This window comes from Paraburkholderia xenovorans LB400, assembly GCF_000013645.1.
In the GTDB taxonomy this organism is placed as follows: Bacteria; Pseudomonadota; Gammaproteobacteria; order Burkholderiales; family Burkholderiaceae; genus Paraburkholderia; species Paraburkholderia xenovorans.
Map to the genome: position 1 here is coordinate 1,244,525 of NC_007951.1, position 15,530 is coordinate 1,260,054.

Annotated in this window: 12 protein-coding genes; 5 read left to right on the forward strand and 7 right to left on the reverse strand. The window is 63.7% G+C overall.

Features of this window, described 5'->3' with window-relative positions:
* The first annotated feature begins 56 nt into the window (after positions 1-56).
* Both parC and BXE_RS05430 read left to right on the forward strand, forming a co-directional pair.
* Positions 57-2,381: a DNA topoisomerase IV subunit A gene (gene parC, locus BXE_RS05425; RefSeq protein WP_011487381.1), complete on the forward strand. Its 2,325-nt coding sequence runs from the start codon at positions 57-59 to the stop codon at positions 2,379-2,381.
* A 282-nt stretch (positions 2,382-2,663) separates the two neighbouring features.
* Positions 2,664-3,122: a CopD family protein gene (locus BXE_RS05430; protein ID WP_007175733.1), complete on the forward strand. Its 459-nt coding sequence runs from the start codon at positions 2,664-2,666 to the stop codon at positions 3,120-3,122.
* 95 nt (positions 3,123-3,217) lie between these two features.
* Here BXE_RS05430 and BXE_RS05435 read toward each other — a convergent pair whose 3' ends face one another.
* The 6 genes from BXE_RS05435 to BXE_RS05460 form a co-directional block, all read right to left on the reverse strand.
* Positions 3,218-4,426, reverse strand: coding sequence for a chromate transporter (locus BXE_RS05435; RefSeq protein ID WP_011487382.1), 1,209 nt, complete (start codon positions 4,424-4,426; stop codon positions 3,218-3,220).
* 163 nt (positions 4,427-4,589) lie between these two features.
* On the reverse strand, positions 4,590-6,950 hold the full coding sequence (locus BXE_RS05440; RefSeq protein ID WP_011487383.1) for a bifunctional diguanylate cyclase/phosphodiesterase: 2,361 nt from the start codon (positions 6,948-6,950) through the stop codon (positions 4,590-4,592).
* Positions 6,951-7,437: 487 nt separating this feature from the next.
* Positions 7,438-8,355 (reverse strand): PhzF family phenazine biosynthesis protein, encoded by a 918-nt coding sequence (locus BXE_RS05445; RefSeq protein ID WP_011487384.1) that lies wholly within the window; start codon positions 8,353-8,355, stop codon positions 7,438-7,440.
* 200 nt (positions 8,356-8,555) lie between these two features.
* Entirely contained in the window at positions 8,556-9,020 is a 465-nt protein-coding gene (locus BXE_RS05450; RefSeq protein ID WP_011487385.1) for a RidA family protein, read from the reverse strand.
* A 66-nt stretch (positions 9,021-9,086) separates the two neighbouring features.
* Positions 9,087-10,283, reverse strand: a complete 1,197-nt coding sequence (locus BXE_RS05455) for a PLP-dependent aminotransferase family protein (protein WP_011487386.1) — start codon at positions 10,281-10,283, stop codon at positions 9,087-9,089.
* A 72-nt stretch (positions 10,284-10,355) separates the two neighbouring features.
* Positions 10,356-11,039 carry a VOC family protein gene (locus BXE_RS05460; RefSeq protein WP_011487387.1) on the reverse strand — a complete coding sequence of 228 codons (684 nt, stop codon included), beginning with the start codon at positions 11,037-11,039 and terminating at the stop codon, positions 10,356-10,358.
* A gap of 278 nt (positions 11,040-11,317) precedes the next feature.
* Between BXE_RS05460 and BXE_RS05465 the strand changes: the two genes are divergently transcribed.
* Genes BXE_RS05465 through htpG form a run of 3 tightly spaced genes read left to right on the forward strand, consistent with a single transcriptional unit; the run spans position 11,318 to position 14,891 of the window.
* Entirely contained in the window at positions 11,318-12,772 is a 1,455-nt protein-coding gene (locus BXE_RS05465) for a PLP-dependent aminotransferase family protein (protein ID WP_011487388.1), read from the forward strand.
* 12 nt (positions 12,773-12,784) lie between these two features.
* Positions 12,785-12,955 carry a hypothetical protein gene (locus BXE_RS45685; protein ID WP_158340912.1) on the forward strand — a complete coding sequence of 57 codons (171 nt, stop codon included), beginning with the start codon at positions 12,785-12,787 and terminating at the stop codon, positions 12,953-12,955.
* Positions 12,956-12,986: 31 nt separating this feature from the next.
* Positions 12,987-14,891, forward strand: a complete 1,905-nt coding sequence (htpG, locus tag BXE_RS05470; RefSeq protein ID WP_011487389.1) for a molecular chaperone HtpG — start codon at positions 12,987-12,989, stop codon at positions 14,889-14,891.
* Positions 14,892-15,020: 129 nt separating this feature from the next.
* Here the strand turns inward: htpG and BXE_RS05475 are convergent, their stop codons facing one another.
* Entirely contained in the window at positions 15,021-15,302 is a 282-nt protein-coding gene (locus BXE_RS05475) for a hypothetical protein (protein WP_011487390.1), read from the reverse strand.
* Between the last annotated feature and the right edge of the window lie 228 nt (positions 15,303-15,530).

Sequence of the window (15,530 nt, forward strand, 5' to 3'; positions counted from 1 at the left end):
GCATCGGTATCGAAAACGCACGGCAACTTCACGCCAAACACGGATACGGAATCTAGATGGACGACGATAACACTCTCGACCTTTTCACCGAGCCGCCGCCTCCGGAAGGCGACTTTCTCACGCTCGGCAATTATGCGGAGCGCGCGTACCTCGACTATGCGGTGAGCGTGGTCAAGGGTCGCGCGCTGCCGGATGTGTGCGACGGCCAGAAGCCGGTGCAGCGCCGCATCCTGTTCGCGATGAACGACATGGGTCTCTCCGACAACGCGAAGCCGGTCAAATCGGCGCGCGTGGTCGGTGACGTGCTCGGTAAGTATCACCCGCACGGCGACCAGTCCGCGTATGACGCGCTGGTGCGGCTCGCGCAAGACTTTTCGATGCGCTATCCGCTGATCGACGGGCAGGGCAATTTCGGTTCGCGCGACGGCGACGGCGCAGCGGCCATGCGGTACACGGAAGCGCGCCTCACGCCGATCGCGAAACTGCTGCTCGATGAAATCAACCAGGGCACGGTCGATTTCATGAAGAACTACGACGGCGAGTTCGACGAGCCGAGGCTGCTGCCCGCCCGCTTGCCGTTCGTGCTGCTGAACGGCGCGTCCGGCATTGCGGTGGGTCTGGCCACGGAAATTCCGTCGCACAATCTGCGCGAAGTCGCGGCGGCCGCGGTTGCGATGATCCGCAATCCGAAGCTCCAGCACGCCGAATTGATGCAGTACATTCCCGGCCCGGACTTTCCGGGCGGCGGCCAGATCATTTCGAGCGAAGCGGAAATCTCCGCCGCCTACGAATCCGGCCGCGGCAGCCTGAAAGTGCGCGCGCGCTGGAAGATCGAAGAACTCGCGCGCGGCCAGTGGCAACTGGTCATCACCGAACTGCCGCCGAGCACGGCCGCGCAAAAGGTGCTGGAGGAAATCGAAGAGCAGACCAATCCGAAGATCAAGCTCGGCAAGAAAACGCTCACGCCCGAACAGTTGCAGACCAAGCAGACCATGCTGGCGCTGCTCGACGCGGTGCGCGACGAGTCCGGCAAGGACGCGCCGGTGCGCCTCGTGTTCGAGCCGAAGTCGAGCCGTATCGATCAGACCGATTTCGTCAACACGCTGCTCGCGCATACGAGCCTCGAATCGAACGCGTCGCTGAATCTGGTCATGGTGGGCGGCGACGGCCGGCCGCGTCAGAAGGGCTTGAGCGAAATCCTGCACGAGTGGATCGCGTTCCGCTTCGCCACGGTCACGCGTCGCACGCGGCATCGTTTGAGCAAGGTCGACGACCGGATTCATATCCTCGAAGGCCGGATGATCGTCTTTTTGAATATCGACGAAGTCATCCGCATCATTCGCGAATCGGACGAACCGAAGGTCGCGTTGATGGCCGCGTTCGGCTTGTCCGACCGTCAGGCCGAAGACATTCTTGAAATCCGGCTGCGCCAGCTGGCGCGGCTCGAGAAGATCAAGATCGAGAAGGAACTGGCCGAACTCAAAGACGAGAAGGCCAGGCTGGAAGAACTGCTCGGCAGCGAGTCGGCCATGAAGCGGCTGCTCATCAAGGAAATAGAAGGCGACGCCAAGCAGTATGGCGACGAGCGCCGCACGCTCATCCAGCAGGAAAAGCGCGCGACGTTCGAAGCGCGCGTGGTCGACGAACCGGTCACGGTCGTGGTGTCGCAGAAGGGTTGGGTGCGCGCGCTGAAGGGCCACGGGCTCGACGCGGCGGGCTTCACGTTCAAGGCCGGCGACGGGCTCTACGCGGCGTTCCAGTGCCGCACGCCGGACACGCTGGTCGCGTGGGGCAGCAATGGCCGTGTCTATTCGGTGGCGGTCGCCATGCTGCCGGGCGGCCGCGGCGACGGTGTACCGGTCACGTCGCTGATCGAGCTGGAGTCGGGCAGCCATCTGATGCATTACTACGCGGCGTCCGCGGATCAGGCGTTGCTGCTCGCTTCGAGCAACGGCTTTGGCTTCATTGCCAGGGTCGGCGATATGGTGAGCCGTGTGAAGGCCGGCAAGTCGTTCATGACGATCGACGCCGGCGCTCAACCGCTCGCGCCGATGCCGATGCTGCCGGATGCGACGCACATTGCGTGTCTCTCCTCGAACGGGCGTCTGCTGGTGTTCGGCCTCGACGAGATGAAGACGCTTTCGGGCGGCGGCCGCGGCGTCACGCTAATGGCGCTCGACGAGAAGGAAACGCTGGTGCAGGCGCTCTCGATCAACAACGCGGGTGTGGTGTTGATCGGCACGCGCCGCGGCGGCCGTGTGGACGAGGAAAAGGTGAGCGGCGCGGCGCTTGCGCCGCATATCGGCAAGCGGGCGCGCAAGGGGCGTGCGCCTGAGAGCAAGATGAAGCTCGAAAGCATGCGTCCGGTGCTGGCCGTTTAACAAAGATTGACGTGGGAACACGGCAAGCGTCTGCTAGCATGCGGGACGCTTGCCGTGCGCAGTACGGGGAGCCGCGTCGCCACGCCATTACGGCGGAGGTGCTGCGATAACAATGACAACGACGTGAGAGCCACGAGTGCAATGGAACTGCCTGCGGACCACGCGGTCGAACGTGCGCTCAGGAAAGCGCCGGGCCGCCAGGTTTTGCGGCATTCCATTCAATAGCCGCTGCCAGTATCACTCGTCATAAGCGGTGTGGCGTCGTCGGGAGAGGAAAACAACATGAACAAGGCTATCGAACTCGCGCTCTTTCTGCATCTGCTCGCGGTTGCGGTGTGGGTAGGCGGAATGGTGTTCGCCCATTTCTGTCTGCGTCCGGCAATTGCCGATCTATCGCCTCAATTACGCCTGCCGCTGTGGGAATCGGTGTTCAGCCGCTTCTTCAATTGGGTCGCCGCCGCCGTGCTGGTGATCCTTCTCACCGGCGGATTCCTGCTGATGCAATTCGGCGGCGGCCACGCCACCTGGCCGCTGCATGCAATGGCGGGCCTCGGCATTGTGATGATGCTGATCTTCGGGCACATCCGTTTTGCCGTGTTTCCGCGCATCCGTCGCGCGGTGCAGGCGCAAAAATGGCCAGATGGCGCGCGCGCCGTCGGCACGATCCGTCGTCTGGTGCTGATCAATATCGTGCTTGGCGTGGTGACGATCGGCGTTGCGGTGCTGTCGCGCGGCTTCTGAGGCCGCTGCGTCGTTTCAAGTCCGCCAGCCGCGTGGCGATACCGCCGCGCGGTATCCCATCGAGCGTCGTCGTTATCGCGCGGTATCGCCGCCGTCTAGATCATTGCGCCGTACGCGAGCCACAGCCCGCACACCACCGCCACCGTTCCGTACACCACGTACACCGGCACCTTCAGCCTGGCGAAGCACATGGCGGAGAATAGCGCGGTCATCAGATAGACCGGCCTGAACGGCACATGCGCGGCAATCCGAAACACGGCCACCGCGAGAAACGCGGTCGTGACGGCGCGCAGGATCCGCATGCCATGCTCGAATCGCGGATTGGCCTTCAACTGATGCAGATGCCGTTGCGCGAGCACGACGAGGCAGCCCGACGGCACGAATAGCGCGAGCGTGGCAATCAGCGCGCCCGCCCAGCCATCCACCAGATAGCCGAAGAACGGCACCACGTTCAACAGCGGACCGGGCGACAACGGCGACAGCGAAAACGCCAGAGTGAAGTCGTTATCCGAGACACCGATCGCCGGCGTGACGAATAGCGTCTTGAGCACCGGCAACGCCGAGAAGCCGCCGCCGAACAACGTCATGCCGGCTCCGGCAAGCCGTGGCCACAACAGCGCCAGGTCGTAGCGATGCGGCAGCGGCAACGCGAACAACACCAGCAATGCGCACAAGGCGCTCAGCATCTGCCAGTCGCCGCGCGCGAACGACACGACAACGGGCGTGTTGCGCACCGGGCTCACCAGCCAGCCTGTGCCGAAGGCCGCCGCGAGCATGACGACATAAGCGGCCGGACTGTGCGCATAAAAAAGCGCGACGCAACCGAGCACCGTCGCAATCCATTCGAGCTTGCCGCGCACCAGCGCGCGCGTCTGTTTGTACCAGGTGATGGCGATCAGCGTGGCCAGCACCACGCTGAAGTGATTGAGCAAAGTTTGCGAAGCGGCGGCGCGCACGAGCGGCGTGCGGTAGAAGATCGCGAACAGCGTCATCAGCATGAAAAAGGGCAGCACGCTCGCAATGCCCGCGATCCAGGCGCCGGCGCGGCCGCGCAACGCATGCCCGAGTTGCACGGCGACGTTGCAGCCCACCGGGCCGGGCACCATCCACGCCAGCGCGATCAGATCGGAGAAGGCGACGCGCGAGAGACGGCCTTTGCGTTCGACATAATGGTTTTCAAGCTGCGCCATGAGAGCGAGTCCGCCCCATGACAACGCCGACAGGCCGAACACGACCCGGAACAACGTCCATAGCGGTTCCCGTTCCCCTCGTCCGGCAACATCCTGGCTCGTGATCGTCTGCATGATGGCGTCGCGAGCGCCCGGCAGGCGGGCACTGTCCTTTGGGATCATCCTTGTGATTCGACGCGGCCGGCAAACGGCATCGCGCTTGTGACCAGTACAGCGAGAATGTAGCCGGTTTGCGGCGCCGCGGGTAGTTCGCGACGACCCGCCACGGTCGCCGCGTTCAGGTGTTGGTGCTGGACACGCTGGTGGTGTTGTCCGCATCGTGCGCGGCGCGTCGGCCCGGGCCCGCCATGCCGCAGACGCCGAAGCGTTCCAGCAGCGCGGGAATCGCGTCCACCGGCACCGGCCGCGAGAACAGGAAGCCTTGCGCCTCGATATGGCCGAGCGCGGCAAGCCAGGCGATCTGCTCTTCGGTCTCGGTGCCTTCGACCACCACCGTGAGCCCGAGCGAACGCGCGAGGTTGACGATCGCGGTGACCATCACGCAGACGCTGCGGTCGCCCGGAATTGCCTGGATGAACGAACGGTCCACTTTCAGCGTGTCCACCGAGAAACGGTTCAGGTAGGACAGCGACGAATAACCGGTGCCGAAATCGTCGAGCGCGATGCGCACGCCGAGGCGCTTCAACGCGAAGATTTTCTCCGAGACGAGTTCGGGATATTCCATCATCGCCGTTTCAGTGATTTCCAGTTCGAGGCGGCGTGCGGAAATGCCGCTTTCCTCGATGGCGTGCGAGATGGTTTCGTACAGATCGCCGCGCCAGAACTGCACCGCCGAGATATTCACCGCGAGCGACAGCGTGTCGTAGCCCTGTTGCTGCCACAGCGCGAGTTGACGGCACGCGGTCTCGATCACGAAGTCGCCGATCGGCACGATCAGGCCGGTCGATTCGGCCACCGGAATGAATTCGTTCGCCGGAATCAGACCGTGCTGCGGATGGTTCCAGCGCACCAGCGCCTCGAAACCGGTGATGCAGCGGCGTGTCAGATCGATCTTCGGTTGATAGGCTAGGAACAGTTGCCCTTCGGCGAGCGCCACGCGCAATTGCTGTTCCCACTTCATCAAATGATCGGCGCGATGCGACAACTGCGGTGAATAGAACTGGTAGCAGTTCTTGCCCGCGTCTTTCGCGCTGTACATGGCGAGGTCGGCTTTTTTCAGCAGGTCGATCTCGCTTTCGTTGGCGACCGAGTAAAGCGCAATGCCGATGCTCGCATGCAGCACGAACGAACTGCCACGTACTTCGAACGGCTTGGCGAATGCTTCGGCCGCGGCTTCGGCCAGCGTGACGGCGCGCTTCTCGACGTCCTCGCCCTTGATCACGACCACGAACTCGTCGCCGCCGATGCGGCTCAACGCGCCGCCGTCGCCGACCGCGATGGCGAGCCGCGAGGCCGTCATTTGCAGCACGATGTCGCCGGCATTGTGGCCGAGCGTGTCGTTGACGGTCTTGAAGTTGTCGAGGTCGATGAAGAGGATCGCGAGGCGGCCGAGGTTGGCCGGTTGCGCGACGTCGTGCCGAAGGCTTTGCAGCGTGGCATAGCGATTGCGCAGGCCGGTGAGCAGATCGTATTCGACCAGATGGGTCATTTCGCGCTCGCGGCCGAGCAGCTTGCCGATGAGACCAGTGGCCACCGCGAAGAAGCTCAGCATGGCGAGCGAGATGAAACCCGCCATCAGCAGATAGACGTTGCGCGTGTGGTTGTAGTCGGCGAATTCTTCCGCTTGCGACAGACCCACCAGCACGCCGAGCGGATAGCCGTCGATATGCCGGTACGACACGATGCGCGTGACGTTGTCGATCGAATCGACATAGGTGCCCGAGACGTGCTCCGAGGTCGGATACGAGCCGCTCGCCGAGAATGCGCCGCTCGCGGTGTCGGCGGTGCCGGTGCGGCGCGCCAGCACGGCGCCGCTGTCCGAGATCACCGCGATCACGCCTTCACGGCCGATCGCCGCGTTGTTGTAGAAGTCGGAGGTGAAATAGCTGGGGTCTTCGGAAACCACCACCACGCCCGCGAACGAGCCGTCCGGATGATTCAGGCGCCGCGTCATCTGCAAGGTCCAGTGGCCGGACACGCGGCCGAGCACAGGCTTGCTGATATACAACTGGTCGTCGTTCTCGTGTTCGTGAACCTTGAAGTGTTCACGATCGGACAGGTCGATGTGGCGGGGATTGAGTTCGGCCGTGTTGGCGATCAGCGTGCCGTGTTCGTCGATCAGCGACACCTGCACCAGCGTCTCGCTTTGCACGACGCCTTTTTCCACCGTGCTCGCGAGATCGAAATGATTCGGCGTCTTCTCGAACTCGAATTTGACGAAGCGGGTGATCTGGTCGACCTGGTGAATCGCCTTGACCGTGTGCTGCTCCAGCGCCGCGGAAAGAATTGCGGCAGAGGCCATTGCCTCACGATACGTGGCTTCTTTCTCGACCGAGAGACGCGCGAAGATCACCGTCCAAAGCAGGATCAGGACCAGAACGCCGAGCGCGGGAATAGCGAGAAACGCGCGACGGCGCGACACCGCGGGATCGCGGTGAGGTTTGGCTTCGCGCTGGTCTGAGAAGCGGGACTGGCTCATCGGGCGGCCCGTGCCCGGGTGCCGGCCGGTAACAGGCGCGCGAGAATTGACTGCGCTGATTTCATGGGTGGCTGCATGGTGACCAAGGTGCCGGAACTGCTGCGCAGAAGAAGGGAGCGTGGCGCCGTGCCTGACCATCCGCAGGTCATCGGGTACGATTCGATATTACTGAATGCCACTGGATTAAGGAAGGGTCCGGGCATCGGGTATACGCGGGCGCGACAAGCTGTCCCGTACGGCGGGTCTGGCAGCCGGCGTGGCCGGCCTTCAGGGTGTTGCCTCGCGGTCGTATTCGGGCATTTCATCGGCAAGCGGCGCTCCGGCGTGCTGGCATTCAGGTGTGCCAGGCCTTTCCCAATGCGCCGCGCATTGAATGAAGCAAGCGATGCGGCGTTTTGTGGTCGAGCGTGGCGAGGCGGGGTGAACCCTGTTCTGCCTGCGGTGGCGGCCCTCGGCTCATGTCCGAGCGGGGCCGGGCGCGCGCCGGTCAGGGCAGGCGGAACGTGCCGTCGACGATCGTCACCGACGGACCGCCAATCCACGTCTTGCCGCGTGCCCGAAGCGGATCTCCTTCGGGGCGTGCCTCGTCGTAGTGCACGCGAACCTGGCCGGCACGGCCGAGCGCGGTGCCTTGACGCACGGAATAGCGTGCGCCGGGGCGCAACTGCTGCGCGCTCAGCAGGCCCGCGAGCGCCGCATTGGCGCTGCCGGTCACCGGATCTTCACCAACGCCGAAGCGGCCTCCGGCCATCAGGCAACGCACCTCGAAAGTGGCCGGGCCATTCGCATCGTGCGGGCCATAGACGGCAAGCCCGTGGGTATTCACCGAATGCACGATGTCGGCCAGAGCGGCGGCATCGGGTTCGAGCGCGAGGCACGCGCGTGCCGAATCGACGCGCACCACGAGCCACGGCGCACCATTGTCGACCGCGCAGGGCGTCGCGCTGAAATCGATCGCGTCGCTACGCAAAGCCGTAGAGAGTGCCGCGTAGCGATCCTCGGCAAGCGGCGTGACGCGCGCGGGCGGCGCGGCGAAAGCCCACGCGCCGTCTGCTTCAGGCAGCGCCTCGAGTTCGACGAGCCCCACGCCGCACTGCTGCACGAGCTTGCCGGCCTGCTTCGGCCGATAGCCGCTTTCGAGCAGCGCATGCGCGGTGCCGAGCGTTGGATGACCGGCGAACGGCAATTCGCCACGCGTGGTGAAGATGCGCACGCGGTAGTCAGCGGCGGGATCGCCGGGCTTCAACAGGAAGGTGGTTTCCGACAGATTGGTCCAGTGGGCGATGGTCTGCATCTGTTCGGTATCGAGTGCATCGGCATCGAACACCACGGCAAGCGGATTGCCTTTGAACGGCACCGACGTGAATACGTCGATCTGTTTGAAACGGACAGTGTGGGCGGGCATGGGGCGCGGTCCAGCGAATCAAACGGATGAATGGTGTTGGCGGATTCTATCCGTTGACGGCGGAACGGGCTACCTCGCCACAAATGCAAAACGCGCCGCGGGTGGTTGACACCTCGCGACGCGTTCTGACCGCACCACGCCTGACTAACCGGCAGCCGTTGCAGGCTACCCCGGTGATACGGCGTGCAGACTTCGGTACGTTAACCGACTTCGGCGATCAGCTCGATCTCGACGCACGCGCCGAGCGGAATCTGCGCGACGCCGAATGCCGAGCGCGCATGCTTACCGCGTTCACCGAACACATCGGCAATCAATTCCGATGCGCCGTTGGTGACCAGATGCTGCTCGGTGAATTCGAGCGTCGAGTTGACGAGACTCATGAGCTTGACGATGCGCGTGACGCGGTTCAGGTCGCCCACATGCGCATGCAGCGTGGCGAGCAGGTCGATGGCGATGGAGCGCGCGGCGGCTTTGCCTTCCTCGGTGGTAAGGGTGGCGCCGAGCTTGCCGGCCCACACTTTGCCGTCTTTCTTCGCGATGTGTCCGGACAGGTACACCGTGTTGCCGCTTTGCGCGCTCATCACATAAGCGGCTGCCGGCGCGCCTGCGGCCGGCAATTCGATGCCCAGTTCCTTGAGCTTGTCGTACACGTTCGATTGAGCCATGTTGTGTCCTTGGTCAGTAGTGGAGTTCGGTAGACGCGAGGCAGGCGAAGACCAGGCAGAAAACGCTCAGATCTTCGCGCGGATCAGCGCGGCGAGACGCGACACGCCTTCGTCGATCCTGGCCGGCGGCACCGTGACGAACGACAGGCGCAGCGTATTGTGTTGCGCTTCGTTCGCGAAGAAGGGGCCGCCCGGCACGAACGCGACGTTCTGCGCGACCGCTTCTTCGAGCAGTTTCATGCTGTCGATCTGCGCGGGCAGATTCACCCACACGAACATGCCGCCTTCCGGACGGTTCCAGCTTACGCCTTCCGGCATGTAGCGTTCGAGCGAGGCGAGCATCGCCGCGCACTGGTTGCGATACAGCTCGCGAATGGTCGGCACGTGTGTGTCGAGAAAGCCGTCCTTGATCACTTCGTACACGATGCGCTGGGTGAAGCTCGGCGTGTGCAGATCGGTGGCCTGCTTGGCCTGCACGAGTTTGAAGATCAGCTCTTCGGGGGCGATGATGTAGCCGACCCGCAGGCCCGGCGCCAGCACCTTCGAGAACGAACCGAGATGGACGATATGGTCCGGCGCCATCGAGAGCATGGTGGGCAGCGGTTCGCCCGCGTAGTCGAGCGCGCCGTACGGATCGTCTTCGATCACCGGGAACGGCGCGGTTTTCGCGAACTGGGCAAGCGCGCGGCGGCGTTCGATGGGCAGGCGGCGGCCGGTCGGATTCTGGAAATTGGGCTGTGCGTACAGCAGGCGCGCGCCGGCCGTCAGCTCGGGCGTGAGGGCTTCGGGAATGAGGCCGTGTTCGTCGGTCGGCACTTGCACGTAGCGCGGCTCGTACATCGAAAACGATTGCAGCGCGCCGAGGTAGGTCGGCGTTTCGACCAGCACCGGGCTGTCCGGACACACCAGCACTTTGCCGAGGAGGTCGAGCGCCTGTTGCGAGCCGGTGGTGATCAGCACCTGGCTCGCGCGAATCTGCGCGCCGTTGACCGAATAGCGCTTCGCGATCCATTCCCGCAGCGGCGCAAAGCCTTCCGTCGCGCTGTATTGCAGGGCGGCGGCCGGTTCGTCGCGCAGAATGCGGTCGGCCGCCGCGCGCATGCGTTCGGCCGGGAAGGTGGCCGGCGAGGGCAGGCCGCCCGCGAACGAAATGACTTCGGGCCGCTCCGTGACCTTCAGAATCTCGCGGATCGCCGAGCTCGTGAGCTTGCGTGCGCGTTCGGACAATTGCCACATGGGGGCTTTCAAGTCGCTTTGGTCCATGGTCTCCTCTGCTGGTACTGGAACCGGTCAAAACTTCAATTATCGCGCGAGTCGGCGACCCGCGCGCGCTGCTTATTTAAGGGTCCGTAGACCGTCGGGTGTTTCAAACTCGGCGACGAGGGCCGGCGCGCCGTCCGTGGGCTGCAATTCGATCAGATGCGCAGCGCCCAGCCAGTGCAGTTGCTCCGCCAACGTCTCCGCTTGCGGATGCGCGCCCTTCAGGGCCTTCAGCGAAATGCCCGTTTCCGGCAATACCGCCGACGGATGCCGCACCGTGTCCCACTGGATCAGCGAGGGCAGCACACCGTCGCCGCTGCCTTGCCAGGCGGGGAACGCGCCATCGTCGGGCACGGTCAGGCCCCACGTGAAATCGCCGCGCGTCATTGGAATCACCGGCGGAATGCGCTGCGGATACTGCGCCTGCCACGTGGGGAGGTGTTTCGGCCGCTCGACGCGCGCAACCCAGTGCGACAGATACGGGCCGTTTTCGAGCCGCGCTTGCGTGGCCGGGTCGTCGAGCGCGAACAGGCGGGCGCGCGGCGCATTGTCCGGCGACGCCGCCAGCGGATCGACCGCGATCACTTCCAGATACACGCCGCCCCACAGGTTCAGAAGGCGGTTGTGCGTGCGCATCAGCGGATGCGCGCCGCCGCCGGCCGGCGCGACGCCAAGCGTATCGGCGACGTACTGCGTGCCCTCGTCGAGGGTGCGGGCGGAAATCACGAGGTGATCGAGGCGAAGCGGATGAGCAGTCATGACGGATCGGGAAAACGGTTTTCTGCGGTAAACCGGTACGTGCCGGGTGTGGCGGCAACGTTGCCGGGGCCGTAAGCATAACCGTTTGCCGGATCGGCGGGCCATGCGGATGGCGTTTCGGCAGGGTTTTGCCGGATGACGCGAAAGTATCGGCATAGCTGTCGGAAGACCTGCCGCACTGCGTCCCATCCTTTGCTTATCTCAAATGTAGCGGCGCCGACCTGCACAGTAACGATACAATCGGTTCGATACTATTCGGTACAGTTGGAGCCCCTGTCATGTCCGTCCCGCTTGCCCAGATTCCCGCCCCGCACGACACGGCGTCGCTGACGCTGGTGGAGCAGCTCGTCCAGTGGGCGCGCCGCCGTATCGAGGAACGCGTGTTCCGCCCCGGCATGCGCATGCCGTCGATCCGCAAGCTCGCGCTCGACAAGGGCGTATCGCGCTTCACGGTGGTCGAGGCGTACGAACGGCTGGTGGCGCAGGGTTTTCTGGAGTCGCGGCGCGGCTCCGGGTTCTACGTGCGCGAGCGGCTCGCCGCCGCGGCCTCCGCCGAGATTCATCCGCTCACCGAGGCGGCGCCGGCGCCCGCCACTATCGACGTGGTCTGGCTGCTGCGCAACATGCTGCACACCGGCGCGCGTCCGGAGCGCAGTCCCGGCCTCGGTTATCTGCCGGCGCGCTGGCTCGACGGCGACCTGATCACCAACGCGCTGCGCACTCTCGGCCGGCAAAGCGGCGCGCAGATGCTCGGCATCGGCACGCCGCAGGGCTTCCTGCCGCTGCGCCAGCAGTTGCAGACGCGGCTCGAGGAACTGGAGATCGGTGCTTCGCCGGATCAGATCGTGATGGTGTCCGGCATTACGCAGGCGATCGACCTGATTTCGCGCATCTACGTGAAACCGGGCGATGCGGTGATTGTCGGCGATCCGGCGTGGTTTCAGATGTTCGGGCGCTTCGCCTCGCAGGGCGCGCGGCTGGTGGGCATGCCGTACACGCCGGACGGCCCGGATCTCGACGCGCTCGAATCGCTCGTGCAGACCTGGCGGCCGAAAATGCTGGTGATCAACTCGGTGCTGCAAAACCCCACCGGCACGTCGCTCACGGCGGCCCAGGCGTTCCGCATTCTGCGTCTGGCCGAAGCGTACGATTTCATCGTCGTCGAGGACGATATTTACGGCGATCTGTGCCCGCCGAGCTATCCGGGCACGCGGCTCGCGAGCCTCGACCAGTTGAAGCGCGTGATCTACCTGGGCAGTTTTTCGAAGACGCTCGCGCCGAATCTGCGGGTCGGTTTCATTGCCTGCGCGCCTGACGTGGCGACGGCGGTCAGCGACCAGAAGATGCTGGTCGGCATGACGAGCCCGGAGTTGAACGAGCGCGTGCTGTACAAGATCCTGACCGAGGGGCATTATCGGCGGCACGTCGAACGGCTGCGCGTGCGGCTCGACGGCGTGCGCGAAAAATCCGTGCGGATGCTGGAGAAGACCGGCCTGAAGCTGTTCCTGACGCCAATGGCCGGCATGTTCCTGTGGGCCGACACCGGTGTCGACGCCGACGCGCTGGCGGCCGCCGGTCATGAAGCCGGCTTTCTGCTCACGCCCGGCAGCCTGTTTTCGCCGCAGCAGTCGCCGACCACATGGATGCGCTTCAATATCGCCAACTGCGGTGATCCTGAGCTGGCAACGTTTCTGTGCCGTTATCTCGACGGCGTGGCGCGGCGCGCCTCTTGAAACCGCGCCGGCTTGCCCCCAATTAGGCGGACGATCCGGCGGCTCGGCCACGGCCACGGCTACGGCTACGGCTACGGCTACGGCTACGGCTACGGCTACGGCGGGCGGCGGGCCGCCCGCCGCCGGCTGCCAGGCGACACGCCGGCGGTCAGCCCGCAACGATCGGCGCCGCGCCTGACTTGAACCCCATTCGCAACAGAGAGGAAGTCCGACCATGGCACAAGAAACCATGAGCTTTCAGGCAGAAGTGAAACAGCTTCTGCACCTGATGATCCATTCGCTGTACAGCAACAAGGAGATTTTCCTGCGCGAGCTGATTTCGAACGCGTCCGACGCGGCCGACAAGCTGCGCTTCGAAGCGATCGAAAACAGCGCGTTGTACGAGAACGATCCGAACCTGCGGATTCGCGTGTCGTACGACAAGGACGCGCGCACCATCACGATCGACGACAACGGCATCGGCATGAGCCGCGACGAAGCGATCGCCAACCTCGGCACGATCGCGCGCTCGGGCACCAAGGAATTCTTCGGCAAGCTCTCCGGCGACCAGCAGAAAGACGCGGCGCTGATCGGCCAGTTCGGTGTGGGCTTCTATTCGGGCTTTATCGTCGCGGACAGGATCACCGTGGAAACCCGCCGCGCCGGTTTGCCGGCTTCGGAAGGCGTGCGCTGGGAAAGCGCGGGCGAGGGCGATTTCGCGGTCGAGCAGATCGAGCGCGCCGCGCGCGGCACGACCATCACGCTGCATCTGCGTGCGGATGAAGACGAACTGCTGTCGTCGCATCGTCTGAAATCGATCATTCAGAAGTACTCCGACCACGTCGCGCTGCCGATCCTGATGAAGAAGGAAGAGTGGGACGCGGAAAAGAGCGCGATGGTCACGAAAGACGAAGACGAGACCGTCAACCAGGCCAGCGCGTTGTGGACGCGTTCGAAGAGCGACATCACCGACGAGCAGTACAAGCAGTTCTATCAGCACCTCTCGCACGATCATCAGGACCCGCTCACGTGGACGCATAACCGTGTCGAAGGCCGCAGCGAGTACACGCAACTGCTGTACGTGCCGACCCACGCGCCGTTCGACATGTTCAACCGCGATCATCGCGGCGGCCTGAAGCTGTACGTGAAGCGTGTGTTCATCATGGACGACGCCGAGCAACTGCTGCCCGCGTATCTGCGTTTCGTGAAGGGCGTGGTCGATTCGGCGGATCTGCCGCTGAACGTGTCGCGCGAAATTCTCCAGGAAAGCCGCGACGTGAAGGCGATCCGCGAAGGCGTGACCAAGCGCGTGCTGTCCATGCTCGAAGATCTGGCCAATTCGGATAACGAGGCGGACAAGGAAAAGTACGCCGGTTTCTGGAAGGAATTCGGCCAGGTGCTGAAAGAAGGCATTGGCGAAGACTTCGCCAATCGCGAGCGGATCGCCAAACTCCTGCGCTTTGCGTCGACGCATACGGACACGCCTGAGCAGACCGTGTCGCTCGCCGACTACGTCGCGCGCATGAAGCCCGAGCAGACCAAGATCTACTACGTCACCGCCGACACCTGGCAGGCCGCGACCCACAGCCCGCACCTCGAAGTGTTCCGCAAGAAGGGCGTGGAAGTGCTGTTGCTGACCGACCGCGTGGATGAATGGATCCTGTCGTTCCTGACCGAGTTCGAAGGCAAGCCGCTGCAAAGCGTGGCACGCGGCGATCTCGATCTGGGCGCGCTGAACGACGAAGAAAAAGAGGCGCAGGAAAAGGTTAGCGAAGAGTTCAAACCGCTCGTCGAGAAGATGAAGGAAGCGCTGAAGGACAAGGCCAAGGACGTGCGCCTCACGTTCCGCCTGACCGATTCGCCGTCCTGTCTCGTTGCCGACGACGGCGAAATGAGCGGCTATCTGCAACGCATGCTGAAGGCCGCGGGCCAGCAGGCGCCTTCGTTCCATCCGATTCTCGAGGTGAATCCGGAGCACGCGCTGGTGAAGGGCCTGCATGCGGACAGCGCGAACTTCGACGACTGGTGCCATTTGCTGTTCGACCAGGCTTTGCTCGCCGAAGGTGGCGCGCTGGAAGATCCGGCGAGCTTCGTGAAGCGCACCAATGCGCTGCTGCTGGCGCGCGCGAACGAGGCGTGAATCGCACCTGATTTCGCTGCGCCGCGTTGACGCTGCTGATTGAGAAATGCGCTGCTTCGGCAGCGCATTTTTTTGTACGGCGCGGCGAAGCCGACGCCGAGGCTGCCTGGTTGGTCTCAGGCGGAGCGCTCAACGCGCGGGCGCCGATCCCTCCACATGACGCACTTGCGAAAGCACGCAACCGGCCAGTTCCTTTGCCTCGTGACACGAGACATGATCGGCCAGCACTTTAGCCGCGAGACTGCCGATCGCCTTGCTGGTCTGTTTGGACGTGTGATGCTGCGCCAGTGCCGATCCCGCCAGTTCCTTCTCCATCTGCGCGATACCCGCGCGCCGCAACACGACAGCGGCCAGATGAGCGATGCGGTCGGACGTTTCCTTCAATTTTTCGGTATTCAAACGTTGCTCCATAGGGTGACGGGTTGATCTGGTCGGCCGGCAGGGTCATGCCCTTCGTCGACTGAAATTCATTATGGTTAACTAACTAAATAGAATCAACGCCATTAAATTGAGATTGGTTTGTGAGATGCAAATGCGCGGCTTCGTCTTATGATCGCGCGTTTTTTGTTCGGAGGCTTGAGGGATTGTTTGCATTCTTTAAGCACCATAAGCACAGGATCTTATTTTTACGATTACGCG